Consider the following 26,093-nt stretch of genomic DNA (forward strand, 5'->3'; position numbering starts at 1 on the left):
CGCGCCGGCCGGACCCCGCCCCGGCAAGAACGGGAGGGCACGCCCCCAGCGCGTGCCCTCCCGTCGTCGCTACGCCTCGCGGCACGCGGTCACGAGACGCCCATGGCCTTCTTCAGCTCGGCTGCCGCGTTGCGGTAGACCGGCAGCAGGTCGAGGTCCTCGCCCGGATAGTTGACGATCTTGACCTGCTTGGCGCCGGAGTCGGGCAGGACCGTGCCGGTGGACATGTGGGCGTTGTCCAGGACGAGCGCCGGCCTCTTCGCGGAGAGCTCGGCGAGCTGCGCCGGGGTGACGGCCTCGGGCCCGAACGTGCCCACGGGGATGGCGCCCGAGAGCTTCGCGGCCCAGGCGGTGAAGACCTGGGCGACGACGGAGGGGCTCTTGCCGCCGGGCCAGGCCGCCTGGACGTCCTTGTTCAGCTTGGCGTACTCGGTGTCGAAGCCGGTCTTCCACTGCGTGGCGGCGTCCGCCGTGCCGAAGAGGGCGCCCAGTTTGTCGACCTCGGCCCTGACCTTGTCGGGGTCGTTGTCGAGGTTCACCTCGACCAGCTTCGCCTTGGAGCCGGCGGCCTCCTTGATCTTCGCGGCGTACGGCTCGAACGGTGCGTAGAGCACGAAATCGGCCTTGGCGACGGCGGCGAGGTCCGAGGGCTTCGGGTCGTAGTCGGGGGCGTGGTGCACGGACTGCGGGACGATGACCTTGACGTCCTCGGCCCCCGCGGCCTTGGCGAACGCGCCCTCCCAGGTGGTGGTCACGACCACGACGGGCTTGTCCTTCCCGGCCGGGGCGCCGGCCTTCGCCGGGCCGTCAGCGGCGGCGCCGGTACCGGTGTCGCCGTCGCCTCCGCAACCGGCCGTGAGGAGGACTGCCGCGCTCAGTGCGAGGCAGGAAGAGATACGGACGCCGGTGCGCGCCATGAGCTGATTCTCCGTTCGGGTATGAAGTGCACGGCGAGGACGAGCGCCCCCGCCGTCAGGACGAGGACCGGGCCGGGCGGCCAGTCCAGCCACAGGGCCAGCAGGAACCCCGTCAGGTTGACGACGACGCCGATGCCGACCGCCCACAGGGTGATCGACCGCAGCGAACTGCCGAGGCGGCGGGCCGCGAGCGCGGGAAGCAGGGTCAGCGCGTCGACGAGCAGGGCGCCGGTGAGCTTGATCGCCCCGGCGACGGCGATGGCGACGAGCACCAGGAGGGCCGCCGTCAGCGCCCGCACGGGGACTCCGGAGCACTGCGCGAGCTCGCGGTCGTAGAGGAGCAGGCCGATCTCGCGGCGCCGCCACCAGAACAGTCCGGGAACGACGACGGCGAGCACCCCGAGGACGACGAGATCGGCGGTGCCCACCGACAGGATCGAGCCCCAGAGCAGGGCGAACGCGCCGGAGGCGTTGACGCCCGACACGGCGAGCAGGAGGAGGGCCGCCGCGATGGCGAGGCTCATCAGCAGCCCCATGGCCCCGGACAGCCCGTCCGGGGTACGGGCGAGCGGGGCGACGCCCGCGCCTGCCAGCGCGCAGGCCGCCAGCGCGCACAGCATGGGGTCGAGCCCGGTGAGCAGGCCGACCGCGATCCCGAGCAACGCGACGTGCATCATGGCGAACCGCACCGGCATGATGTCGAGCCCGACGATGACCACCCCGATCACGGGCAGCCCGACCGCGGCCAGCAGCAGCGCGATGCCCGCCCGTTGCACGGGCAGGAGCTGCAGGAGTTCGCCCAGGTCGGCGGTGGCGAGTGTCACCGGACCTCCCGCAGCCGGCCCGCGGCCATCTCCAGCACCCGGTCGCAGCGCTCCGCCAGCGCGCGGTCGTGCGTCACCACGACGAGGGTCACCGGCAGGGAGGTGAGGACGTCCGCCGCTTCCTCCTGGCCGTCGAAGTCGAGCGCGGCGGTGGGCTCGTCGGCCAGGAGCACCTGTGCCCCGGCGGCGACACAGCCGATCGCCCGGGCCAGGTACATGCGCTGCAACTGGCCTCCGGAGAGGGTGTGCAGCGGCCGCCCGGTCAGCGGGCCCACGCCGAGCCGGTCCGCGGCCTCGGCCGCGTCCCCCGGTGCGCCGCTGCTCGCCAGCAGTTCGCCGCCGAGCAGCGGGAAGCGCCCGGCGGCCGGCTTCTGCGGTATCCAGGCGCAGGCCCGGCGCCGCCACGCCCACTCCGCGGCCGAACCGGTGCCGCGTCCGCCGACCGTGATCGAGCCCGACACCTGCCGGTGGAGGCCGAGCACGGCACGCAGCAGCGTGGTCTTGCCCGAACCGTTCGTTCCGGTCAGGGCCACCCGCTCACCGGCCGCGATCTCCAGATCCACCTCGGCGACGGCCTCCACCCGGCCGTGCCGGCAGGCCACCTCGCGCATGTGGACGTCCAGCCCGCCCATCACTCGTCCCTCGATCCTCCGCAGCAGGATGACTCCGCCGCAGTGTCCGCCCCTTACGCCGCAGTAGTCGGACGGCGTGGGCTCCGGGTTCCCGAAGACGGAAAGATCGGACGAGATCGCACGAGAGGGGAAGAGATCGGCGACGGAGGGCGCTTCAGCTGCCGGGCCGCACGACGAAGGCCACGGCCTGGACCGGCCCGCTGTTGCGGAAGTGCAGGACGAAGGGCACGGCATCACCCACGTGCCAGCGGCCCTTGACCGTCATCATCACGTCCAGTGTGCTCGGGGTCATCTGCAGCGTCGAGCCGGCGGGGATCTCCGCCGAGGGGACCATGCTCATGGAATCCGCGCCCGCGGCACTCTCGTGCCGGCTCAGCATCACCGCCTCCACGACGGGGGAGGTCACGGAGACCAACTGGTCGCCGGACCCACCCGTGTTCGTGATCCGGAAGAACGCGGCGGTGCGCTCCTTGTCGGCGTACGGCAGGAAGACCCGTCCTATGCCGACCTCGATGCGGGCCGGAGTGCCCGCCGCTCCCGCCGTGGTCCACGCGGTCAGCCCGACCAGGGCCGTGAGACAGGCGGTCACCGGTGCGAGCACGGAGACCAGCCCCTCGCGGAGCCGGCGGCTGCCGGGCCCCGCCTCGGCCGAAGACGTGGGGAAGAGGGGACCGTTCATCGCTGGAAGTCCTTTCGGCCGGGACGGGTTGTCGCCACGCCGCCGTGGAGCTTCGGCGAGGGCTGCCAGGCCCGCAGGCGCAGGCTGTTGCCGACCACCAGCAGCGAGCTGGCGGACATCGCGGCCGCGGCGACCATCGGGTTGAGCCAGCCGACCGCGGCGAGCGGCACGGTGACCGCGTTGTAGCCGAACGCCCAGACGAGGTTGGCGCGGATCGTCCCCAGGGTGCGACGGGCCAGCCGCACGGCGTCCGCCACCGCCTCGATGTCACCGCGCACCAGCGTCACGTCGGCCGCTCCGATCGCCACGTCCGTACCGCTGCCCATGGCGATGCCGAGATCGGCGCGGGCCAGGGCGGCGGCGTCGTTCACACCGTCGCCGATCAGCGCCACCCGGCGTCCCTCCTCCTTCAGGCGGGTCACCAGTTCGGCCTTCCCCTCCGGAGTGCAGCGGGCATGGACCGCGGAGATGCCGAGCTGCGCGGCGACCGCACGAGCCGTGGCATCCCGGTCACCGGTGGCCAGCACCGGTTCCACTCCCAGTCGGCGCAGCCGGTCCACGGCCCGGTAGCTCCCGGGCCGCAGGACGTCCCCGAGGGCGATCAGGGCCTCGTCGAAGCCGTCCACCCGGACCAGGACGGGCGTGAGTACGGACGCTTCCGCCTCGGCCAGCGCCTGCGCCAGCGACTTCGGCAGGCCGTCGTCGGGGGAGAGCACGTCGACGCGCCGCCCCTCCACGAACCCGGTGACGCCCGCCCCGGCAGTGGCCAGGAAATCCGTGACCGGGGGCAGCGTGCCCCCGGCCAGTGCGCGCTGCGCGTACGCGGCGAGGGCGCGGCCCAGCGGATGCTCCGAGCCTTGTTCCACGGCCCCGGCCAGGCGCAGGACCGTCTCGCGCCCGATGCCGCCGCTGACCGCGGTGACGTGGACGACGCTCATGTGTCCGGTGGTGAGCGTGCCCGTCTTGTCCAGGATCACGGTGTCCACGTGCCGCAGTGCCTCCAGCGCCTGCGGACCGCTGACCAGCACGCCCAGCTGCGCGCCCCGGCCGGTCGCGGCCAGCAGCGCGGTCGGGGTCGCCAGCCCCAGCGCGCACGGACAGGCGACGACCAGGATCGCCACCGCCGCGGTCACGGCCGCCTGCGGATCCGCCCCGGCACCGAGCCAGAAGCCGAGCACCGTGACCGCCAGGGCCAGGATCACCGGCACGAAGACCCCCGCCACGCGGTCGGCCAGCCGCTGGGCCCGCGCCTTGCCCGCCTGGGCATCGGTGACCATGCGGGTGATCCGGGCGAGCTGGGTGTCCGCGCCGACCGCGGTGGCCCGTACGAGGAGCAGTCCGCCGGCGTTGACGGCGGCGCCCACCACCTTGCGGCCGGGCCCCACCTCCACAGGATCGCTCTCACCGGTCACGAGGGACAGGTCCAGGGCGGAGCTGCCGGCGACCACCACACCGTCGGTGGCGACCCGTTCGCCGGGTCGCACGAGGAACTCCTGCCCCACCCGCAGCTGTTCCACCGGGATCCGCCGCTCCGCGCCGTCCTCCCGTACGGTCACGTCCTTGACGGCGAGCCCGGCCAGTGAGCGCAGGGCCGCGCCCGTGCCGCGCCGGGCCCGCGCCTCCAGATGGCGGCCGGCCAGGACGAACAGCGGAACTCCGACGGCGGCTTCCAGGTAGACGTGCGCGACCTCCCCTCCCGCCGAGGGGAGGAATGTGAACGGCATCCGCATGTCCGGATCGCCGGCGCCGCCGAGGAACAGCGCGTACAGGGACCAGGAGAACGAGGCGACGACTCCGAGGGAGACCAGGGTGTCCATGGTGGCCGCCGAATGCCGCAGCCCGCGTATCGCCCGCAGGTGGAAGGGCAGGGCACTCCACACGACGACCGGAGCGGCGAGAGTGAGGCACAGCCACTGCCAGTTGCGGAACTGCAGGGCGGGCACCATCGACAGCACGAGGACCGGGACGCAGAGCAGCACGGTGATCAACAGCCGTTCGCGCTCCAGGCGTTCGCCTTCGCTTTCGCCGTCAGCGGGCGGCTCCCCGGGCGGGGACTCCTCACGCGGTGCGGGCGCCGGGGGCGGCTCGGCGGTGTAACCGGCGCGCTCCACCGCCGCGACCAGGTCCTGGACGGTCACGGCCGGCGGATGGCTCACCCGCGCCTTCCCGGTGGCGAGGTTGACCGTCGCGGTCACCCCGTCGAGCCGGGCCAGCCGCTTCTCCACCCGGTTCACGCAGGCCGCGCACGTCATACCGCCGACGGTCAGATCGGTCGTGGCCAGGGTGGCGCCCACGGCGTCCGCGGTCACCTCCCGCTCCCCGGATGCGTACCGCCCATGCCACCCATACCGCCGCCGGATCCCGCATCGGTGCCGGTCCGGTGCAGGCCGGGAGCGACCGGCCCGGCGGCCGATCCCACCCCGTAGGAGAGGGCGAACACGGCCGCCAGGAGCACGACGAAGCCGGCCAGGGCCGGCGGCGGCGCCCAGCGCGGCCAGGCGGGGTGGTTGCGGGTCTCGGGTTGCCTTCCGGTCATCGGCTCTCCAGATCCTGGGTACGTGTACGGCGCTGCGCCCGTCGCGGTCATCCGTGCGGGAGCCGCCGGAGAGGTAGTCGTGCGTGGTGCGGTGCGAGTTCCCGCCGGCACCCGTTCGCGTCGAACCCCCCCTCTGTCGTCCTCTGTCGTCGTATGACGAGACCGGTGCCGGGATCGTGGCCGACGGGCGGCTGCCCGCGCCCGTGGTGGCGTCGGGCACGGACGAACACGCACGGTTCGGCGGGGTGGTGCCGCAGATCGCCGCCCGCGTCCGCCTCCACGCCTTCCACCCCGTCGTACGGGAGGCCCTGGACCGGGCCGGGCCGCGGATCTCCGACATCGACGCCGTCGCGGTCACCACCGGACCGGGCCTCTCGGGTGCGTTGCGGGTCGGGCCGGCCGATGCCAAGACCCCGGCCTGCGGCCTGCCCTGTCCGGGCGGGCCGGCCATCGACCGGGCCGCCCGCGGCGACAACCGTTGCGCGGTGGCGTTCCCCCGCCCGCTCACGCGTCCCGGAGGCGCCCCGTACGCCCTCTCCTTCCCCGGGCCGAACACCGCCGCCGCGCGCTGGGCCGAGCAGCACCGCACGCGCGGCGAGGAGATCCCGCGGGCCGACGGCGCCGCCTCCCTCCAGGAGGCCGTCGCAGACGTGCTCACCCGCGAGGCCCTGGCCGCCTGCGGGAAGTACGGAGTGCGGACGCTCGTCGCACAACGGGGCGGTGATCGCGGCCGTCGGTGACCTCCTGGTGCGGGCGGGCGGGCGGGCTCGGCTCCGGCGCGGCTCGACGTCTCGATCGCCCCGTCCAAGCCGCTGGAGCTGGAGTACGCGGCCCTGCACCCCGTCGCCCGCACTGCCGCGAGGGTCGCGTGATGGCGTCCGGTCAGTCCCGGCGAACGGCCGGCCCTCCCCCGTCCGGCGCCCCGTCGGCCGGCCCTTCGTAGCCGGGCAGGACGCTGACGAACGGCACCCCGGTGCGCGGATGCTCGATGACCTCGGCCTCGACCTCGTACACCTCGGACAGCAGCGGCGCCGTCAGCACCTCCGCAGGCTCCCCGGTGGCGACGACGCGGCCGCCCGTCATGACACAGATCCGGTCGCAGAACGCCGCGGCGAGGTTCAGGTCGTGCAGCGCGACGACGGCGGTGACGCCGAGCCGCCGCACGAGCCGCAGTGCGTCCAGCTGGTGACGCAGGTCCAAGTGATTGGTCGGTTCGTCCAGCACCATGGTCCCCGTGCGCTGGGCGAGCGCGCGGGCGATCAGGACCCGCTGCTTCTCCCCGCCGGACAGCCGGTCGAACGGCGCGTGCGCGAGGGACTCGACGCGCAGCTCCGCCAGGGACCGGGTGATGATGCCGCGATCGTCCGCGTCATCGCCCGCGAAGGCCCGTTTGTGCGGGGTGCGGCCCATCGCCACCACGTCGTACACGGTCAGTTCGAAGTCCCCGGACGTCTCCTGCAGTACGGCCGCGAGGCGTTGGGCGAGACGTTTGCCCGGCATGCGCCAGACGTCCTCGCCGTCGAGGAGGACCCGGCCCGACGTGGGCCGCACCGCCCGGTAGAAGGTGCGCAGCAGGGTGGACTTGCCGGCGCCGTTGGGGCCGACCAGGCCCACGACCTCGCCGGGCGCCACGTGCAGGGACGCCTGGTGGACCAGCGCCTTGCCGTTCACCAGGACGCTGACGTCCTCGGCGCGGAGGGAACCGGGCTCTCCGGTCGGTCGGTTGGTCACCGGGCAGCCTTCCGTCGCATCAGCCAGAGGAAGAAGGGGCCGCCGACGAGGGCGGTGAGGATGCCCACGGGTACCTCTTCCGGGCTCATGAGCGTGCGCGCGGCCAGATCGGCCGAGATCAGGAACGCCGCCCCCAGGAGGACCGCGGCGGGCAGCGCGCGACGGTGGTCGGCGCCCACGAGCAGCCGCACCACGTGCGGCATGATCAGCCCGACGAAGCCGATCTGCCCGCTCACCGCGACGATCGTGCCGATCATCAGGGCCACCAGCGTGAACAGGGCGCCGCGGAACCGGTGCACGTCCAGACCGAGGGCCGCGGCGGCCTCCTCCCCGGCCAGCAGGAGGTTGAGCGGACGGCAGACGCCGAGGAGGACGGCCGTCCCGAGCAGGACCGCGCCCACCGGGATCCACACCGTCGTCCAGGTGGTGCCGGCCAGTCCGCCGAGCATCCAGCGCAGTGCGGACTGGGTCTTGTGCGGGTCGTTCGAGGTGACGATCAGGAAGCTGGCCAGCGCCGACAGCACCTCGGCCGTGGCCACACCCGCCAGGACCAGCCGCACCGTCGTCATCCGCCCGCCGGAGCGGGCCAGGAAGTAGACGGCGACCAAGGCGGCCAGGGCCCCGCAGAACGCGGCCACCGGCAGGGTGAACAGCCCGAACACCGTCAGGTTCAGGACCAGGATGAGCACCGCGCCGACCGACGCGCCCGAGGACACGCCCAGCAGCATCGGATCGGCCAGCGGATTGCGGACCAGCGCCTGCAGCGCCATTCCGGCCACCGACAGGCCCGCGCCGACCACCCCGGCCAGCAGTACCCGGGGCAGGCGGACGTCCATGACGATCGTCTCGCGCACCGGGGTCCACGTCGGCTCGGCGAGGGACGGGTGCACGCGGTGCAGCAGGATGCCCCACACCTGGTCGGCCGGGACGCTGATCGAGCCGGCCGCGATGCCGGCGGTGGCGGCGCCGACCACCAGCACGCCCAGGAGGGCCAGCACCACGGCGTACGGGATCCCGGGGCGCCGCGCGGGGTCGGGCCGGTCTTCCTCGCGAAGGCCGGGCCGGACCTCCTCGCGAGGGCCCGCCCCCACGGGTGTCGAGGCCTTCGCCCCGGTCACCGGACGAGGCCCGGGTGGAGCTGACGCGCCAGCGACTCGACGGCCGACGGCACCCGCACACCGACCACGGTGGAAGACAGCGGCAGGACCGCGAACCGCTGGTTCTTGATCGCGGGCACGTCCTTCAGCGCCGGATGGGCGAGCAGGAACTTCTTCTTGTCCTCGACGGACCGGTCGCCGTAGTCGTAGATGACGATGGCCTCGGGAGCCCGCTGCGCCACCTGCTCGAACGAGACGTCGCCGAAGGCCTTGTCCAGGTCGGCGAAGAGGTTCACCCCGCCGGCCCGCCGGATCATCTCGTTGCCGATGCCCTTGCCGCCCGCGGTGAAGGCCGTCTTGTCGCCGCTGTCGTACACGAAGAGCTTGACCGGGGCGGCGCCGGTGAGCCCGGTCTCGACCTTGCCGAGGGTGGCGTGCAGCTGCCCCAACCGCTCCTCGGCCCGCTCGGGAACACCGAAGATCTTGGCGACCGTGCGGATCTCCTCGTCCACGGCGGCCACGTCCACCGGGCCGGTGGGGCACTCCTCGGTGTTGAGGCGGGTGTTGATCCCGGCCTTGGTGAAGGCGGCCCGGCTGCGTCCCTCCTTCTCGTCGAAGGTGGAGGTCCACCCGCCGTAGACGAAGTCGGGCTCGGCCTCCAGGAGTGCCTCGAAGGACGGGTACTCCTTGGAGAGGACCTTCACGCTGTCGTAGGCGGCCTGGTACTCGGGGAGGATCCTGTCGTCGAGATAGCCCGTCCCCACCATCGACTTCTCCAGGCCGAGCGCCAGCATCACCTCGGTCGCGTGCTGGTTCAGGGATACCGCGCGCTGCGGCGGGCGCTGATAGGTGCTCGTCACGCCGCAGTTGGTGACCGTGACCGGAAAGCCCTCGGCGGTCGTGCCCGGCGAGGGTGTGGCAAAGGGCGTGGTGCCGCCTGCGCAGCCGGATGCCAGCAGGGCGACGGCGAGTGCGGACAGCACGGCTCTCGGGTGGTTGCGGGGCATGGGTGGTCCTCTCACCGCGGATGGATCGGATGTTCTTCACGCCCTGTCGGGGCGCAGGGCGCAGGAGCACACGGGCGCACGGGGCCGGGCGGGGTGAATCGCGCTGCGGCTCGCGGGGACGGCAAGGCGACGTCCCCGTACGGCCGGTCACGGCGCCTGGGGGCGGGGCGTTTCACGGGGCGGGCAGGCGGCCCCGCGCCTACGAGGGGATCGGCCCCGGGACGTCGACGTCGACGGGGACGTCGGGGAAGCCGGTGTCGTGCTCAACGCACCCAGCGGTGGTGACGGTCTGGTCGGCCACGTCAACTCTCCTTCGCGAGTCGCGGCAGAAAGGCCCCGGGCAGGCGTGCCTCGGGACCCCGCACGACGCTTCGTCATGCGGGCAGTGGCAGGTCTTCGGACTCGCGGGCGCGCCTGCCGGTCTCCCGGCGGGCTCCTACTGGCCGTCGCTTCCCAGGACCGGTTCCGGTCCCAGTGCGTATGACGGCGGTCGTTCCCACTCACCGCTGCGGGGCAGTCCCGGATTCCCACCGGGTTCCCTCTTGCGACGCACCCCGTCCGGCTGACGGGGGCGAACCAGCTGCGCTCACAGCCTACCCGCGAGGCCGGCACCCCCGGTCAGGCCGCCCTCGCACGCCCCGGGCCGACCGGGGGCGGGACGCCCTACCGCAACCAGGCCGGAAGCCGCAACTCCGCCTCCAGCCCGCCCTCTCAAAGGGCATACTCCTCACGCGTGTTCGGACCCACCGCACACCTCTCGACCGGCCCGCCGTCCTGGCCGAGGGGTGCGCGGGCTTTCACGTCCCGTGGTCTCGGGGGACGGTCCGGACCACTTCGCCCACGTCGTACGGAAAGAGGACGGGCACGCACCGAGGCCCCGCGGCGTGCCCGGACACCTCCATGTACGACCTGCTTCGCGCTTCGCTGCCCGAATTCCTCGGCAGCCTCGGCGCCGCCCTCTTCCTCGCCCTCTGCGGCTGGGTCGTCTCGTTGTTCCGGCACCGCACCGCCGGACCCCCGCCTGCAACCCCGGCCGGAGTTCAGGAGGTGGACCGGTCGGAGACCGGCGTGCTCTCCGAGGAGTAGGGAGGACGCAGACGGGCTGGAAGGGTTTCCGGACGGCCTCGTGCCTCGTGCCTCGTCCCTCAGGCCGCCGGCCGTGGGTGGCGGGGGCAGTCGGGGCTGCGGGCGGGTGGGACCGTCGGCGGCAGGCCGGCGGCCGGGCCGTCCGCGAGCCGCCACGCGGTTCGGATGGAGCCGATCAGCTGTCGCGCGCTGTACGGGGACACCTCCAGCTCCTGACGGGCCTGGCCCAGGAGGTCCAGGTCCCCTTCCGGGCCTCGTGACGCGGCCTCGTCCCGGCGGCGGGCCAGGTCACCCGCGCCGAAGATGTCGAGCAGGGTCAGGGAGAACAGGACGTACGCCGACGCCTCGTCGATGAGATTCCGGGCCACGTCCGGAATCTCAGCAGCCGCTTCCTCGCCCAGGTGTCGGTGGAGATCGTGGAAGGCCACGTGTTCCAGGGCCCGCCGGAGCTCGGGGGAGACGCAGGGACAGCCGGCTCGCAGATGGCCCGTCAGGTTCCGGAACGCGATGAGGAGCGCGCTGGTTCGTGACGTCCACTGTTGCTTGCTCAGGAGCGTGCGGAAGCCCGCGAGCGTGTCGGCGAGCTCTTCGAGGATCAACTGGCTTGAGATGTCCGTGAGTTCGATGAGCTGGGTCTTGGACGTGATCTCGTCCAGGCGCAGGCCGTAGCGGATCAGGTCCCTGGGTATTCCGCCCGAGAGGGCGTGCGTGAGCACCTTGTAGGGCTCGGAGAGACCGGACGCCCGGCGCCCGAGGATCTTCTTGGACTCCTCCAGCGTGCACGGCAGGACGTGCACGATGTCGTCCAGCGAGCTGTCGGTGACGCCGCGGTGCGGGAGCCCCCGGCGTACGAACGAGGCGCCGACGTCCTCCGCGACGGAGATCAGGCAGTGGACGTGGGGCACGCCCAGGATGGCCTTGATCTCGTTCAGGAACGCGAGCGCCTCGGTGTCCGAGCCCAGCCGGTCCAGCTCGTCGATCGCGATCACGACCCGCTCCCCCTGCCGGTGCTGTTCGGCGGCGATGTCCGTGAGCAGGTCACGGAAGTCGGAGACCAGCTCGGGGAAGTTCGGCGGCAGGGTCGACAGCGAGGCCGTCTGCGTGGTGAGGAGCTGAGGAGCACCCGCGGTGACCGCGGAGGACGCCGTCTGCATGGTCTGCAGCCGGTACAGCTCGTCGCGGCAGGCGGTCACGAGGGGCGGTGTCGGGTCCGGAGGGGTCCAGGAGCCCGCCTTGACCAGCAGCAGTCCCGCGAGAACGCAGGCGAGCCGGAGGGGGTTCTCGGGGTCGGTCGCGACCGCCAGCGGTGTGGGCCGGGTGAGGAGCAGCGCGAGCGAGACGAGGAGCACCCCGAGCGCGATCCGGCTGCGGCCGACGGTGGCGACGAGTACACGCCCCCGGAACTCCCACGGCTGTTCGGGCGCCAGATTCGCCACTGCGGCCAGCGCCACGAGCAGCAGCAGGAGGCTCTCCGGGTCTTCGCCGATGTTCCCCACGACGCTCCGGACACCGGTGTCGAAGAACAGCGAGACGAACGCGGCCAGGCCCAGCAGCCCGCCGATCGCGACCACCCCGTATCGGCCACCCCGGAGGAGGTCCGCCCACCGGCTCCACCGCCGCAGGCTCCACAGGGCGACGCCGGCGAGGACGACGAGAACGGCCGTCCCGATCCGCTCGCCCCGCCAGACGTCCCCCACCACGTCGGCCGCCCGGTGTCCGTACTCCGCCGCGTGCGCACGCAAGGGACGTTCGTACCGGGTCGCGAGGGAGCGCGTGCTCGCGGCCAGGCCGAGGACGACGAGCGCACCCGCCGTGATCCCGAAGGCCAGCAGGGTGAGCGCGTTGCGCAGGGCCGGGAACAGCCGGCGCGCCGCCCTGCGGAAGGTCGAGAGCCGGATGAACGCGGGAGGGACGTAGCCGTGATGGATGAGGTACCTCTCGCACGTCCTGACGTAGAGGGACAGCAGGAAGTCGTACGGGGAGTAGGTGGCCGGTGCCTGCACGACGACAGCGAACTCGGCGTCGTTCGCGCAGGTTTCCAGGAGCGTCGACTTGCCCACGCCCCGGGAACCGCTGACCGCGATGGTCCCGCCGCTCTCCAGTTGGGTGATCTTGCGAGCGAGGCTCCGGGCCGCCGGGCTGTCGATCACGTACTGCGGATTGCGCGGGGAGCGCAGGCCGTCGTAGCTGTCGGCGAGGAGCAGCGAGTCGGGGTCCTCACCGAGCAGCGCTTCCACCACACGGGCGACCAGGGGGCGCACTCCGTTCTCCTGGAGGTCCCGGCTCCAGGCGGCTTCGGCCCATGCGGTCCTCCTGCTCAAGAGGAGGAGGACCGGTCTCAGACGCCATTCCCGGAGGTTCAGCAGGACGCTCATGCGCCACACCGGGTGCCGCCACACCGCGGTGGCGGTCAGGAGCGGGATCACGGCGCCGGCGAGGGCCGTGGCCCACGACGCGAAGATGAGGAACAGGAGCGTCAGCAGGGTGGTCGAGCAGAGCACCACGGTGGCCGGATGCGTCCCGTTGCGCAGGTAGTCGAGCCGTCGACGAAGCCGTTCCCTCTCTTCGAGCTGGGAACGGAAGCGCTCCTGGGTGTCCCGGCAGGGGTCGACGGCCCGTGCGACGTTGGCCTCGGTGAGCATGGCCGCACGGGTGCTTTCGGCGGTCGCCTGCGGGCGGACGCGCAGGCGCCGTGCGGCGGCGGGCTCGGCCACGCAGGCGTCCACCGCGGCCAGGTACACCTCTGCTTCCTGCTCCAGGGCGAAGAAGTCGGCGACCTGCCATGCGGGGCGCGGGCGGGGTCGGGGCATGGACGCATGGCCTTTCGGGAGGGGCGCCGGTCAGCACGGCCGGGGTGGGATGGGCGGGGTGGGGACGGGCCGGTCAGGACGAGTTGCGCGCGCGTACGAGCTCCCGCCGAGAGATGCGCGTGCCCTGCTTGTGCTTGATCCGGAACAACTCTCCGAGTCCGGGTTCGTCCTTCGAGTCGTCGTCGTACGTGACGGCGTGGGCGCCCCCGTCGTCGAGCAGCCGCCCGACGCACTCGGCGAGCCACGTGGGACCCGAGCCGTTGTATCCCCAGGACAGCCCGGGGGCGTCCATGGCGGGGGCCGGGTACAGCACGCCGTCACCGGTGCGCACCCAGATCGGTTCGTCGAGGATGACCTCTTTGAGGACGGAGCCGGCGGGAAGGCGCTTGGGGGCTCGTCCGATGTAGGTGATCTCCCGGGCGTCACGGGATCGGTACCTCCCCTTGACGGCGACCACGGGGCTTCCGGTCGCCGGATCGACGAAGGTGCCCACGGTGTCGTAGTCCTCCTCCCACACCCGATGGAGTGCGGTCGGCGGCACGGCACGCAGCCGGTTGATCCACTCGGCCGCGGATCGGGTGACCTTCGTCCGCGTCAAGTGGAACGTGCCGCCGTACGGAAGGTCCTCGGCGCCGCTCCACCCACTGACCTGTTCCAGACACTCCACCGCCAGGTCGTCGGTGCGTGCGCAGAGCTCGGCGAGTCCGGCGCCGACGACGTCGTCCGTCGCGAGCTGCGCGAGGCCGGGATCAGCGGTGTCCGGCACGGCCGGGAACACCATCGAGTCCATCGCCGACCGCTCCCAGGCGCGGAGGCGCTCCATCTCCCCGGTGGCGCTGTCCGCGGCCGAGGCCCGGATCCGGTGGCCGATGGTGAAACAGGCGTGCCGGAGCGTGGAGCCTTCGGGCTCTTGCCGCGCCAGCGCGTAGAGCGGCTCCCAGGAGGGGAAGGTGATCACCTCCACCGGCCGGGGCTCGTCTCCGGGCCGCCACGCGGTCAGGTGCTCCTCGCGGCGCAGCGAGCGCGGCCACCACGGGACGCGGGTCCCCACATGGGCGGCCAGCTGGGCCCAGGACGGGGCATAGACGAGTTCGGGCCGGTCCCGGTCCACGGCCCGCAGCCCGGGCCCGTCGAGGTCGTAGGCGTAATCGACGACGACGAAGGTGTCGGCGTCGTCGTGGACGCCGAGGAGCTCGCTCCCCGCGGCGCCGATGCCGTGCAGGGGATAGACGACGGCGACCACGCCCGCGTGCGTCCGCCACAAGCCTGCGAAGAGATCGCTGTCAACGGCCGTGTCGTCCTCGGGAGTCCGGTACGAACCGCCGAGGTAGCGGGGTTCTACCGGAGGCGCCGGGCGCAGCAGGACGGGACCCTTGCCCGCGAGGCCGGGATGCTCGGTGGCGAGCCACCGGCCGAAATTGCGCCCGGACCACATCGTCTCGCCGCCGGTGTATGCGGGATTGATGGGGGCGATCATGCCGGTCGCGATGCGTGACCAGACCGCCTCCGACAGGCGGAACACGTCCTTCAGCTCCGCCGCGGTGAGCTTCTCCAATGCGCCCCTCCTCCATGCCCCCTTGAAGCTCTCCATCATGGGGGAGGGGTCTGACAACGGTTGCCGCGGGCCTGTCGTTCTCCTCGGTCCCGTGGTCAGGCGGCGGGCTTCCCGGGCTGGTCGTGGGTCGAGCAGTGGATGCCGCCGCCGCCCGAGGCGATCGTGTCGATCGCGACCGGCACGACGTCCCGCTCGGGGAAGTGCTCCTGCAGGATCCCGCGGGCCTTGTCGTCGGCCTTGCGGTCGCCGAACTTGGGCATGAAGACGGCGTCGTTGGCGATGTAGAAGTTGGCGTAGGTCGACACGAAGTCGTCGCCCTCGCCCGTGATCCTGTTCAGGTCGGGCTGCGGCAGGTCGATGACGTCGAAGCGCCGCCCGCGTGCGTCCGTCGCCTTCGACAGGACGGACTTGGCCTGGTCGGCGGAGCGTGACCAGGAGTCCGCCGGGGTGCTGGGGTGCGCGCGGTCCAGCAGGACCACACCGGGCGCGGTGAAGCGCACCAGGCTGTCGACGTGGGCGTCGGTGATGTCCTCACCGCGCACGCCGGCCAGCCACACCACCGTCTCGACGCCCAGGGTCTGCTTGAGCTCGGCCTCGATCGTGTCGCGGTTCTTGCCCCGGTTGCGGTTGTCGTTGACGATCGAGCTCTCGGTGATCAGCAGGGTGCCCTCGCCGTCGGGCTCGAAGGAACCTCCCTCGGCGACGAGCGGCGCCTCGGCCCGGGGGATCCCGTACTTCTGGAGCAGGGCGCGAGCGACCATCCCGTCGTTCTCGTGCTCCTGCTTGTTGCCCCAGCCGTTGAAGTTGAAGTCGACGCCGACGACCTTTCCGCCTTCCTCGACGAAGACGGGAACGGTGTCGCGGGCCCACAGGTCGTCCACGGCGAGCGGGATCACCTCGACCTGTGATCCGCAGGCCCGCTGGGCCGCGTCCGCCTGATCGGGCCGGGCCATCATGACGACCGCCTCGTACTCCCCGACGGCCCGCGCGATCCGCGCGATGTCCTCGCGTACGTAGGGCAGGTCTCCCTCCCAGACCGACGACAGGTCCGGCCAGGACATGAAGGTGCGGGTGTGGCTCTCCCACTCGGCGCCGAGACGCCGCTTGCCGCCCGTCGTGGCGGGCTGGGAGGAGCCGACGGGGGCTCCGGTCGCCGAGGGACCACAGGCCGACGCGCCCGCGACGACGGCGCCGATTCCGGCGAGGGTGCGAAGGACGGTCCGACGGGTGGGGGGCAGGAAGGACACGGGGAACTCCGATCGTGGACTGGCGGAAGCGGCGCATCCGGCCAGGGCGGGCGCGAAAGAGTGACGTAGGACGACAAACCGGGCCCTATGGGCAAGAGTGCGCGCGCCGCGCCGCGAACGGCCGCTCGGCACGGTGGGTGATGCGGCCTCGTGGCGCCACTGTCCCACTGACTGGAAATTCAGTCAATTCACAGACGGTGTGGAACCCAGCCGGCCTGTTTCCACTCCGATCGCCTCGCGCAGCAGTCCGCGGGCGTGCCCGACGGGGAGCAGGCCGCTGAGCCAGCGGACGCTCAGCCCCTCCAGCAGGGCGGTCAGCCGCTCCGCGGCGGCCGTGACGGCGCCGGGCGGCGCGGCCGGGCACAGCTCGGCGAGGTGGCCCGCGACCTCCGCCGCCCAGGCCGCGCCCGCCGCGGCGAGTTCGTCCCGGAGCTCCGGATCGAAGACCGAGTGGGCCCGCAGCTCTCCCCAGGCCGTACTGTTCTCGCGCACCTCGGGCAGGTCCTGGAACGCCGGCAGCAGGGTCTGCTCCAGGAGTTGCCGCGGGCCGGACGGATGCGCCGCGGCCTGGCTGTTCTCCGTCGCGGCCCGGCCGTTCTCCGTCGCGGTGTAGCGGTCCGCCCGGTCCCCGATGAAGGCCAGGGCGTGCCGCAGGATGCCGGGCCGGTCCTTGAAGTGGTAGTAGATCAGGGCGGTGGACACGCCGGCCTCGGCCGCCAGGTCCGCCACCCGCAACCCCCGGACGCCCTGGCGCGCGATGACCCGCGCGGCGCCCGTGAGGATTGCTCGTCTGCGGTCGGTCACTGTGTGATCCCTCCTGGCCGTGTGCGTCTCGCATTGTCACACATTGACTGAAAGTTTAGTTAGCGGCACGATGCGCGCAGGTCATTGCCGCAACGTCGAAAGAGCCACCGCATGCCCGAGCAGCCAGGGGGCCCCGATGGGGGACCCACCGTCGGATCGACCCCGCCCGTCGACGCCGGGTCGGCACCTCCCGCCGCCGGGGGGACGACGCCGCCCACCGGCCCCGCCTATCTGCCCGGCTATGCGAAGTCCCAGCTCACCGCCCCCGACTCCGGCTACGAGTTCGATCTGAGGGCGGGCAGGGTGGTCCCGGCCGAGACGGTCACCTGGTACCTGGCCCGCGACGGTCATGCCTTCCTGCCGTCCGAGGAGTCGGACGCCTTCGTCGCCGAGGGCAGTGCACCGACCCCGGCAGACTGCGTGCGGGGCATCGAGTCGCGTCCTGCCGCCACGCTGCCGTTCGGCGCGCTCGCGAACGCGCGGCCGTTCTGCGTGCGCAGTCCGGACCGGAACGAGATCGCCATCGTGCGGCTGGTCGCTGCGCCCGCCGACGGCTCGGTCACGATCGCGGTCGACCAGTACCGACGGAACTGAGGCCCAGGGCGCGGGCCGGATTCCGGGCGCAGGAGCCCACTCAGTGGCCGCACTGGCTTGACTGAATTTTCAGTTCACGTGAGGATGTCGAGTCATCCCGTCCGTTCACCCCTCAGGGAGGCCCGTGGACACCCGCTGCTCCGGTTCGGAGCGGCGGCCGTGCCGCTCGCCGCCCTCGGCCCGGCCCTCCCCTCCGCCGCGCACGCGGCCCCCGCCCCCGAAGGAGGTTCCGCAGGCCTGCGGATGCCCGAGGAGAGCGACCGCCCCGTCCGCCTGATGCCCGCCGCGCCCCGGCGGCCGCAGAAGCGGCAGGAGGAAGCCCCATCCGGCGGAGGGGCGGCGCCGGCGCCGGTCCGAACTCCCGGTGACGGGCCGTGTGCACCTGCCCCGGTAGGCCCCGGTAAGGTGCGGGTCATGGCGTCTCGCAGCACTCAGATCCTCGAAGCGGCCGCACGGGTGATCGCCCGGCGCGGGGTCCGCGGGCTGCGCGTGGAAGAACTCGCGGCCGAGGCCGGCGTCTCCACGGCCCTGATCTACTACCACTTCAAGGACCGCACGGGGGTCCTGCGCCAGACCCTCGAATTCATCAACGACCGCGCCGAGCGCTACACCACCGACCGCGACCCGGACGACCCTCCGCTCACCCCTCGGGAAGAGCTGGAGGAAACCTTGCTGCTGGAGCTCCAGGACACCGCGGAGGTACGGGAGAACAGCTCGGCGTGGGGCGAACTGCGGGCGAGCGCCGTCTTCGACGAGGTGCTCCGCGAGGACCTCGCCAGGGCCACCCTGGTGTGGGTCCAGGAGGTCGCCGCGCTATTGGGTCAGGTCCAGCCGATGGCGCCCGCCTCGTCGCTCGCAGCCGCCGCCGAGCGGCTCACCGCCCTCCTTGAGGGGCTCAGTATGCGCTGGCTCAGCGGTGGCACCAAGATCGGCCACGCGCGGGAGCTCATGCGCGGCGCCATCGACGCCGAACTGGCCGGGCTCCGGCAGAACTGACGTACCCGCCGACGCCCCCGCGAAGGGGGCTGCCGGGGACGGACGCCGGTGTTTCGGGTGCTGTCCCTTCCCTCTTCTCAGGGCCGGGACCTTTCGCTGCCCCATCTATTGACTGAATTTTCAGTCAATGCCAGAGTGGGCATCGAGCCGCCCGGCAACCGAAGGGCCCCGCTCCGGCCCGCCCCGCAGACCCCGAACCGCCCCAAGGGTCGCGTCTGGCCTCGTTCCTCGCTGCGCCACCGGCATCCCCTCCCGTGCACCCGTACACCCGGACGGGACGGCGGGTTCCGGCTCCGATGGTCCACCCCGCTCGCCTTCCGAAGGAGCCAACGATCATGAAGGTATCGACAGGCCCGGGTACCCGCCCGGCTGCCTGGGCGGACGCCCGGTGGACGTCATGCACCTGACGCCCACCGAACGTGACCGACTCCTCCTGTTCAGCGCCGCCGAACTGGCCCGGGCGCGCCACGCGCGGGGCCTGCGGCTCAACGTTCCCGAGGCGACCGCGGTGATCGCCGACACGGTGTGCGAGGCGGCCCGCGACGGCCTCCGCCTGGCCGATGCCCTCGCACGCGGCCGTGGCGTCCTCGGCCCGGACGACGTCCTGCCGGGCGTCGTGGACATCGTGACCGAGGTGATGGTCGAGGCGGTGTTCGAGGACGGCACCCGGCTCGCGGCGGTCAGCGAACCCTTCGGGGGGTGCCCGCGCGACGACGGGGCGCCGGGCGCCGTACTGCCCGCCACGGACACCGCCCCGGCCGCCGCGCCGGCGCTGATCCTCGCGGTGCGCAACACCGCGACGGTCCCGGTGAGCGTGACCTCGCACTTCCACTTCTTCGAGGCCAATCCGCGCCTAGACTTCGACCGCGCAGCCGCGTACGGCATGCGCCTGGCCGTCCCCGCAGGATCGTCCACCCGCTTCGACGCGGGCTCCACCGTCGAGGTGGGCCTCGTCCCCATCGGCGGCGCTCGCATCGCGATCGGCTTCGCCGGCCTGGTGGACGGCCCGCTCGACGCTCCCGGCGCGCAGGAAGAAGCCCTCCACAAGGCCGTGGCCTGCGGCTACCTGGGCGCGGCCGCCCCAGAAGGAGCCCCGTCATGAGCAGACCGACCCGGCACGGCGACCACTGTGCGCCGGGCAGCCGGCACATCGACCCGCACGAGTACGCCTCCGTCTTCGGCCCCCGGGCCGGGGACCGGGTCCGGCTCGGCGACTCCGGGCTGACCGTCCGGGTGGAGTCCGATGCGCAGAAGCCCGGTGACGAGTTCCTGGCCGGTTTCGGGAAGACGGCCCGTGACGGTCTGCACCTGAAGGCGGCCGCGGTCCGCGAGACCTGTGACGTGGTGATCAGCAATGTCCTGGTGATCGATGCCGTTCTGGGCATCCGCAAGGTGTCGATCGGTATTCGTGAGGGCCGGATCCACGCGATCGGCCGGGCCGGCAACCCCGACACCCTCGACGGCGTGGACGTCGTCGTCGGCACCGGCACGTCGATCGTCTCCGGCGAGGGCCTGATCGCGACCGCCGGCGCCGTGGACACGCATGTCCACCTGCTTTCCCCGCGGATCATGGAGGCGTCCCTCGCCGCGGGCGTGACCACGGTCATCGGCCAGGAGTTCGGCCCGGTCTGGGGTGTCGGTGTCAACTCGCCCTGGGCGCTGAAGCACGCCTTCAACGCCTTCGACGCCTGGCCCGTCAACATCGGTTTCCTGGCCCGGGGTTCTTCCTCGGACGCGGCTCCGCTGGTGGAGGCGCTGGCCGAGGGCGGGGCGTCCGGTTTCAAGGTCCACGAGGACATGGGTGCGCACACCCGTGCCCTGGACACCGCCCTGCGGGTGGCCGAGGAGCACGACGTGCAGGTCGCCCTGCACTCGGACGGCCTCAACGAGTGCCTCTCCGTCGAGGACACCCTGCGCGTGCTGGACGGCCGGACCATCCACGCCTTCCACATCGAGGGCTGCGGCGGCGGGCACGTTCCCAACGTGCTGAAGATGGCGGGCGTGGCGAACGTCATCGGCTCCTCCACGAACCCGACGCTGCCCTTCGGCCGGGACGCGGTGGCCGAGCACTACGGCATGATCGTCTCCGTCCACGACCTCAAGCCGGACCTGCCGGGTGACGCGGCCATGGCCCGTGACCGGATCCGCGCCGGCACGATGGGCGCGGAGGACGTGCTCCACGACCTCGGGGCGATCGGCATCACCTCCTCCGACGCGCAGGGCATGGGCCGGGCGGGGGAGACCATCCGCCGCACCTTCGCCATGGCCGCCAAGATGAAGGGCGAGCTCGGCCCGCTCGCCGGTGACGGCGAGGGCGACGACAACGCCCGCGTGCTGCGCTATATGGCCAAGCTGACCATCAACCCGGCCATCGCCCACGGTCTGGCCCACGAGATCGGCTCCATCGAGGTCGGCAAGCTCGCCGACATCGTGCTGTGGCGCCCCCCGTTCTTCGGCGCCAAGCCCCAGCTCGTCCTCAAGTCGGGCTTCCCCGCGTACGGAGTCACCGGCGACCCCAACGCCGCCACCGACTGCTGTGAGCCGCTCGTCCTGGGCCCGCTGTTCGGGGCCCACGGCGCCGCACCCGCGGACCTCTCCGTGGCGTTCGTCAGCCGTGCCGCGGCCGAGTCGGGCTCCTTCGGAGCCCCCTACGACACCCTGGGCACCCGGCGCCGCCGGGTCGCCGTGCGGGGGACCCGGGGCATCGGCCCGGAGGACATGGTCGGCAACACCCGTCTGGGGGAGGTCGACGTCGACCCCCGCACCGGGCTCGTCACGCTCGACGGGGAACCCCTGCGCTCCGAGCCGGCGCAGCAGGTCTCGCTCAACCGCCTCTACTTCCTCTGAGGGCGCCTCCTGCCCGTTCCCTCTCGCACGGATCGACTCTTGACTGAATTTTCAGTCGGTGAAAGGCTCCCACAAAAGAAATGAGACAGCTGATGTCCGAATACCGCATGCCTGCCGAGTGGACAGAGCACGAGGGCTGCCTGATGGCCTGGCCCACCCGCGAGGACCTGTGGGGAAGCGTGCTGGCCGACGTCAAGGAGGAGTACGCCAACGTCGCCCGCGCCATCGCGGCCTTCGAGCACGTGACGGTGGTCGCTCCGCCCGGCCACGGCGAGGACGCCCGCGCCCGCTGCGGCCAGGACACCGCCGGCATCACCGTCATCGAGATGCCGCTCGACGACTCCTGGTTCCGCGACTGCGCCCCGCTCTTCGTCCTCGACGCCGACGGCAACCGCGCCGGCGTGGACTTCCGCTTCAACGCCTGGGGCGGCAAGCACCACCCGTTCGACGCCGACGACCGGGTCAGTGCCCTGCTGCTGGAGCACCTCGGGGTCGACCGCATCACCTCCGACATGATCCTCGAAGGCGGTGCGATCACCGTCGACGGCGAAGGCACCCTGATCACCACCGAGCAGTGCCTGCTGCACCCCAACCGGAACCCCGACAAGAGCCGTGACGAGATCGAGGCCGAGCTGAAGTCCCGGCTCGGCGTCACCAAGGTGATCTGGCTGCCGTACGGCGGCCTGCTCGACACCGAGACCGACGGCCACGTCGACGGCGTCTGCGCCTTCGCCGCGCCCGGCACGGTCGTCGTCTCCCTGCCCGACAACCCCAACCACCCCGACTACGCCCGGATGCGCGCCAACCGTGCGGTGCTCGAAGCCGCCACCGACGCCCAGGGCCGCCGACTGGAGATCATCGACGTGCCGCAGACGGCCTTCGCCGATCTCGCCGACGGCGAGATCGAGGTGTCCTACCTGAACTACTACGTGGCCAACGGCGGCGTCGTCGTCCCGGTGGCCGGGCTGGCCCAGGACGAGGACGCCCTCGCCGTCATCGCCTCCGCCCACCCCGGCCGCAAGGTCGTCGGCGTACGGGCGCTCGCCATCGCGTTCGGCGGCGGCGGAGTCCACTGCATCACCCAGCAGATCCCCGCCGCACGCACCGGCGTGCACGCCGCCGGCTGACCCGGACACCGGCCGTTCCCCGCGGACCGACCCGAGGCCCCCCGGCGGTCCGCTCCCTCCTCCCCCGCATCCCTCACGGAAAAGAGAGCGCGACGATGACCACCTCCCCACCCCGCACGGCAAGACGCCCCCACCGCCCCCACCGCCCCCACCTCCGCCGCAGCGCGGTCCTCACCAGCGCCGTCCTGACCTCCCTCGCCCTGCTCGCGGCCTGCTCCGGTCCGCCCAAGGGCGACGCGGGCGAGGTCACCGACGTCCACCTCTCCGCCTCCACGCCCCCGGCCCGCGGCGAGATCGACTCCTTCAGCTGGGCCGTCTACGCCGAACCGCCGACCCTCGACTACACGGTGGCGTTCGACTACCCGCAGAACACCATCCTGTCCAACGTGTGCGAGAGCCTGATGCGCTGGACCCCGGCGCTCACCACCGAGCCCGGGCTCGCCCAGAAGGCGTCCAACCCCGATCCCACCACCTGGGTCTACGACCTGCGCCCCGGCGTGCGCTTCCACGACGGCAAGGAGATGACCGCCGACGACGTGGTCTTCAGCCTCGGCCGGCAGATGGACCCCGACAACGCCGCCGCCTGGGCCCAGGTCTTCCAGAACGTCTCCGCCGTCACCAAGAGCGGCCCGCTCCAGGTCACCGTCAAGCTCAAGAAGCCCGACTCCCAGTTCCCGCAGTACATGGCGACCGCTGCCGGAGCGGTGGCTTCCCAGGCCGGCGTCGAGGCGGCGGGCAAGGACTACGGCACGACCGGCGGGCTCGCCTGCACCGGCCCCTTCGAACTCGGCACGTGGAACAAGGGCCAGTCGGTCGAACTCAACCGCTTCGACGGCTACTGGGGCGCCAAGGCCAAGTCGAAGAAGGCCGTCTTCCGCGTACTGACCGACCCGTCCGCCCGCACCAACGCGATGCTCAGCGGGGAGGTCGACGGCGGCTACCTGATCCCCACCGAGAGCTACGCCCGCCTGCGCGGCAGCGGCAGCGGCACCCTCTACTTCGGCGAGGGCCTGAGCACGGTCAACGTCAACGTCACCAACATGGAGGGGCCCCTCGGTGACGTCCGCGTCCGAAGGGCCCTGTCCCTGGCGCTCGACCGCACCGGATTCGTCAAGGCCGGACTCGGGGGCGCGGGCACCGTCACCAACTCCCTGACCACCCGCGCCGCCTGGGCCGCCGCACCCGAGAACACCCTGAAGACCGCCCTCGACGGGCTGCCGCCCACCGGCCAGGACATCGACAAGGCCAAGGCGCTGGTCCAGGAGGCCGGGGCCACCGGCAAGACCCTGACCATGGCCACCAGTTCCATAGGCCAGGACGTCTCCCTCCTCGCCACCGCGGTCCAGGCGGCCGGTACGCAGATCGGCCTGGACATCCGGCTGAAGACCATCGCCCCCAACGCCTTCACCGCACTCTTCACCGACCCCCGGGCGCGCGAGGGCATCGACATGTTCCCGCTCACCTACTACGACTCGATCACCGACCCGCTCGACCTCCTGGCGAACTTCAAGACCGGCGCGTACATGAACTTCGCCGGCTACAGCGACCCCCAGTACGACCAGCTCGTCGACCAGGCCACCGCCGTCTACCCGGTCCAGCAGCGGATGGAGATCGAGGCGAAACTCCAGCACCACGCCTGCGAGCAACTGCTGTGGATCCCCGTCGCCGAGTGGCCGACCGCGCTGTTCCAGGGCAAGCGCATCACGGGAGCGCCCACCACCATCTCGTACATGTACCACCCGTGGGCCGCCGACGTGGGGGCCGCGCAGTGAGCTTCGCCCGATTCGCCGTACGACGGGTGGCGGAAATGGCCGCCACCCTCCTCGCCGCCTCGTTCGTGGTCTTCGGCGCCATGTACACGGCGCCGGGCAACCCGGCGAGCTTCCTGCTCGCCGGCCGGTCGGCCTCCCCGGAGGCCCTCGCCTCGATCAACGCCCAGTACCACCTGGACGATCCTTTCCTCACCCGCTACTTCCACTGGCTCGGGGACGTGCTCCAAGGCGACTTCGGGCGCTCGATCACCTACCGCACCGATGTCTCGCGCCTCCTGGCGGACCGGCTTCCCGTGACGCTGCTGCTGATCACCATGGCTCTCGTCGTGGTCGTGGCGGTCGGCCTGCTGCTGGGCCGGACCGCCGCCGTCCGGGGCGGGGCCACCGATTCCGCGATCCTGGTCACCACGACGTTCGCCGTCGGCACTCCGTCCTTCGTCGCGGCCGTCCTGCTCCAGGGGCTGTTCGCCGTCCAGCTGGGGTGGTTCCCCAGCAGCGGCGCCGGCGAGGGCTTCGCGGACATGCTCTGGCACCTCGCGCTCCCCGCGGTCGCCCTCGCGCTCTACCTGATCGGCATGCTCGCCCGCGTCACCCGCTCCGCCATGCTCGAAGCCCTCGACAGCGAGCACGTCACCGTCGCCCGCAGCCGGGGCGTCCCCGAACGCCAGGTCATCCGCCGCCACGTCTTCCGCAACTCCCTCGGGACCGTCCTGACCACCGGCGGACTGATCGTCTCCACCCTCCTGGTGTGCACCATCCTGGTCGAGACCGCCTTCAGCATCGGCGGCATCGGCCAGCTCCTCGAACTGTCCACCACCACCAAGGACTTCCCGACCGTCCAGGCGATCTCCCTGATCATCGTCGCCCTCTTCATGATCGTGAACCTGCTCGTGGACCTGCTGCTGCCCCTGGTCGACCCCCGGGTCACCCTCGGAACGAGGGGAGCCGCCACGTGAGCGCCGTACTCGTCCGCCGCCCCGGCCTCTCCCGGATCCGTGCCACCGGTTCCCCGCTCCACCTCCTCTGCCTGGGCCTCGTCGCCCTCGTCGTCCTCGCCGCACTGCTCGCGCCCTGGGCGGCGCCCCAAGACCCCAACGCCGTGGACCTCGGCAACGCCCTCGCCGAGCCCTCCGCCGCACACCCGCTCGGCGTGGACGCCGCCGGCCGCGACACCCTCTCCCGGCTGCTGTTGGGCGCGCGCACCTCGCTCCTCGGACCGCTGGGCGTCGTCGCCTTCTCCACCGTGGCGGGCATCGCCATCGGCATGGCCGCCGCCTGGCGGGGCGGCTGGATCGACTCCGTCCTGTCCCGCAGCACGGAGCTGGTCTTCGCCTTCCCCGGCATGCTGCTGGCCATCCTGATCATCTCCGTCTACGGAGAGGGCCTGCTCGCCCCCGTCATCGCGCTGGCCGTCGCCTACCTGCCCTACGTCAGCCGCCTCACCCGCTCCCTCGTGCTCGCCGAGCGCAGCCGCCCGTACGTGAGCGCCTATCAGGTCCAGGGCCACTCGGCCGTACAGATCTGCCTGCGCCACGTCCTGCCGAACATCGCCCCCGTCGTCCTCGCCCAGTCCACCATCAACTTCGGCTACGCCCTGATGGACCTCGCCGGACTGTCGTTCCTCGGGCTCGGAGTTCCGGCCCTCACCCCCGACTGGGGCCGCATGGTCTTCGACGGGCAGACCGCCATCCAGCACGGCTACCCGCTCTCCGCGATCCTGCCCTGCGCCTTCATCGTGCTGACCGTGGTCGCCTTCAACGTGGTGGGCGAGCGGTGGGCCGACCGTGTAGCCGGGAGAACCCCATGAAACAGGCGCGACTGACACGAGCGAC

At 72.2% G+C, this 26,093-nt stretch carries 22 protein-coding genes, 1 pseudogene and 1 riboswitch; of the genes and pseudogenes, 10 read left to right on the top strand and 13 right to left on the bottom strand.

Annotated features, from left to right (window positions below):
* Positions 1-89: 89 nt before the first annotated feature.
* From OG332_RS38445 to OG332_RS38470, 6 genes are all read right to left on the bottom strand, one after another.
* Positions 90-917, bottom strand: a complete 828-nt coding sequence (locus tag OG332_RS38445) for a metal ABC transporter solute-binding protein, Zn/Mn family (RefSeq protein ID WP_327417769.1) — start codon at positions 915-917, stop codon at positions 90-92.
* The gene (locus tag OG332_RS38450) at positions 875-1,741 is read right to left on the bottom strand and encodes a metal ABC transporter permease (protein WP_327417770.1); all 867 of its coding nucleotides are present in this window, start codon (positions 1,739-1,741) and stop codon (positions 875-877) included. The genes OG332_RS38445 and OG332_RS38450 overlap by 43 nt, the downstream gene beginning before the upstream one ends.
* On the bottom strand, positions 1,738-2,373 hold the full coding sequence (locus OG332_RS38455) for a metal ABC transporter ATP-binding protein (RefSeq protein WP_327417771.1): 636 nt from the start codon (positions 2,371-2,373) through the stop codon (positions 1,738-1,740). The genes OG332_RS38450 and OG332_RS38455 overlap by 4 nt, the downstream gene beginning before the upstream one ends.
* Before the next feature lie 154 nt (positions 2,374-2,527).
* Positions 2,528-3,052 (bottom strand): copper chaperone PCu(A)C, encoded by a 525-nt coding sequence (locus tag OG332_RS38460; RefSeq protein WP_327417772.1) that lies wholly within the window; start codon positions 3,050-3,052, stop codon positions 2,528-2,530.
* Positions 3,049-5,304 carry a heavy metal translocating P-type ATPase gene (locus OG332_RS38465; protein ID WP_442816401.1) on the bottom strand — a complete coding sequence of 752 codons (2,256 nt, stop codon included), beginning with the start codon at positions 5,302-5,304 and terminating at the stop codon, positions 3,049-3,051. The genes OG332_RS38460 and OG332_RS38465 overlap by 4 nt, the downstream gene beginning before the upstream one ends.
* 53 nt (positions 5,305-5,357) lie before the next feature.
* Positions 5,358-5,588: a hypothetical protein gene (locus OG332_RS38470; RefSeq protein WP_327417774.1), complete on the bottom strand. Its 231-nt coding sequence runs from the start codon at positions 5,586-5,588 to the stop codon at positions 5,358-5,360.
* Between the two features lie 143 nt (positions 5,589-5,731).
* Between OG332_RS38470 and OG332_RS38475 the strand changes: the two are divergent.
* Positions 5,732-6,460, top strand: a pseudogene (locus tag OG332_RS38475) (hypothetical protein).
* A gap of 10 nt (positions 6,461-6,470) precedes the next feature.
* Here OG332_RS38475 and OG332_RS38480 read toward each other — a convergent pair.
* From OG332_RS38480 to OG332_RS38490, 3 genes are read right to left on the bottom strand one after another with little or no spacing between them, the layout of a single operon-like run.
* A complete protein-coding gene (locus tag OG332_RS38480; RefSeq protein ID WP_327419502.1) occupies positions 6,471-7,346 on the bottom strand; it encodes an ABC transporter ATP-binding protein in 876 nt (291 codons plus the stop codon).
* Positions 7,316-8,410, bottom strand: coding sequence for a FecCD family ABC transporter permease (locus tag OG332_RS38485; RefSeq protein WP_442816402.1), 1,095 nt, complete (start codon positions 8,408-8,410; stop codon positions 7,316-7,318). The genes OG332_RS38480 and OG332_RS38485 overlap by 31 nt, the downstream gene beginning before the upstream one ends.
* Before the next feature lie 23 nt (positions 8,411-8,433).
* Positions 8,434-9,423, bottom strand: a complete 990-nt coding sequence (locus OG332_RS38490; RefSeq protein WP_327417775.1) for an ABC transporter substrate-binding protein — start codon at positions 9,421-9,423, stop codon at positions 8,434-8,436.
* A gap of 370 nt (positions 9,424-9,793) precedes the next feature.
* Positions 9,794-10,020, bottom strand: a riboswitch (cobalamin riboswitch).
* A gap of 303 nt (positions 10,021-10,323) precedes the next feature.
* Here OG332_RS38490 and OG332_RS38495 point away from each other — a divergent pair.
* Entirely contained in the window at positions 10,324-10,509 is a 186-nt protein-coding gene (locus OG332_RS38495) for a hypothetical protein (RefSeq protein WP_327417776.1), read from the top strand.
* A gap of 59 nt (positions 10,510-10,568) precedes the next feature.
* Here the strand turns inward: OG332_RS38495 and OG332_RS38500 are convergent, their stop codons facing one another.
* The 4 genes from OG332_RS38500 to OG332_RS38515 all read right to left on the bottom strand — a co-directional run bounded on the left by OG332_RS38500 (position 10,569) and on the right by OG332_RS38515 (position 16,925).
* Positions 10,569-13,319, bottom strand: coding sequence for a P-loop NTPase fold protein (locus OG332_RS38500; protein ID WP_327417777.1), 2,751 nt, complete (start codon positions 13,317-13,319; stop codon positions 10,569-10,571).
* A 73-nt stretch (positions 13,320-13,392) separates the two neighbouring features.
* A complete protein-coding gene (locus tag OG332_RS38505) occupies positions 13,393-14,874 on the bottom strand; it encodes a hypothetical protein (protein ID WP_327417778.1) in 1,482 nt (493 codons plus the stop codon).
* A gap of 95 nt (positions 14,875-14,969) precedes the next feature.
* Complete coding sequence (locus OG332_RS38510; RefSeq protein ID WP_327417779.1) at positions 14,970-16,121, bottom strand: agmatine deiminase family protein; 1,152 nt, start codon at positions 16,119-16,121, stop codon at positions 14,970-14,972.
* A gap of 183 nt (positions 16,122-16,304) precedes the next feature.
* Positions 16,305-16,925: a TetR/AcrR family transcriptional regulator gene (locus OG332_RS38515; protein WP_327417780.1), complete on the bottom strand. Its 621-nt coding sequence runs from the start codon at positions 16,923-16,925 to the stop codon at positions 16,305-16,307.
* Positions 16,926-17,036: 111 nt separating this feature from the next.
* On the opposite strand from OG332_RS38515, the gene OG332_RS38520 reads away from it, so the two are divergent.
* The 8 genes from OG332_RS38520 to OG332_RS38555 all read left to right on the top strand — a co-directional run bounded on the left by OG332_RS38520 (position 17,037) and on the right by OG332_RS38555 (position 26,068).
* Positions 17,037-17,519, top strand: a complete 483-nt coding sequence (locus tag OG332_RS38520; RefSeq protein ID WP_327417781.1) for a hypothetical protein — start codon at positions 17,037-17,039, stop codon at positions 17,517-17,519.
* A gap of 414 nt (positions 17,520-17,933) precedes the next feature.
* Complete coding sequence (locus OG332_RS38525; protein WP_327417782.1) at positions 17,934-18,515, top strand: TetR/AcrR family transcriptional regulator; 582 nt, start codon at positions 17,934-17,936, stop codon at positions 18,513-18,515.
* Between the two features lie 397 nt (positions 18,516-18,912).
* The gene (gene ureA / locus OG332_RS38530; protein ID WP_327417783.1) at positions 18,913-19,617 is read left to right on the top strand and encodes an urease subunit gamma; all 705 of its coding nucleotides are present in this window, start codon (positions 18,913-18,915) and stop codon (positions 19,615-19,617) included.
* On the top strand, positions 19,614-21,362 hold the full coding sequence (locus OG332_RS38535) for an urease subunit alpha (RefSeq protein ID WP_327417784.1): 1,749 nt from the start codon (positions 19,614-19,616) through the stop codon (positions 21,360-21,362). Before ureA ends, OG332_RS38535 begins: the two co-directional genes overlap by 4 nt.
* A 92-nt stretch (positions 21,363-21,454) precedes the next feature.
* On the top strand, positions 21,455-22,489 hold the full coding sequence (locus OG332_RS38540; RefSeq protein ID WP_327417785.1) for an agmatine deiminase family protein: 1,035 nt from the start codon (positions 21,455-21,457) through the stop codon (positions 22,487-22,489).
* 95 nt (positions 22,490-22,584) lie between these two features.
* A complete protein-coding gene (locus OG332_RS38545) occupies positions 22,585-24,261 on the top strand; it encodes an ABC transporter substrate-binding protein (protein ID WP_327417786.1) in 1,677 nt (558 codons plus the stop codon).
* A complete protein-coding gene (locus OG332_RS38550; protein ID WP_327417787.1) occupies positions 24,258-25,217 on the top strand; it encodes an ABC transporter permease in 960 nt (319 codons plus the stop codon). Before OG332_RS38545 ends, OG332_RS38550 begins: the two co-directional genes overlap by 4 nt.
* The gene (locus OG332_RS38555; protein ID WP_327417788.1) at positions 25,214-26,068 is read left to right on the top strand and encodes an ABC transporter permease; all 855 of its coding nucleotides are present in this window, start codon (positions 25,214-25,216) and stop codon (positions 26,066-26,068) included. The genes OG332_RS38550 and OG332_RS38555 overlap by 4 nt, the downstream gene beginning before the upstream one ends.
* Positions 26,069-26,093 lie beyond the last annotated feature (25 nt).

Origin of the sequence: Streptomyces sp. NBC_01233, assembly GCF_035989305.1 — a bacterium.
GTDB lineage: Bacteria > Actinomycetota > Actinomycetes > Streptomycetales > Streptomycetaceae > Streptomyces.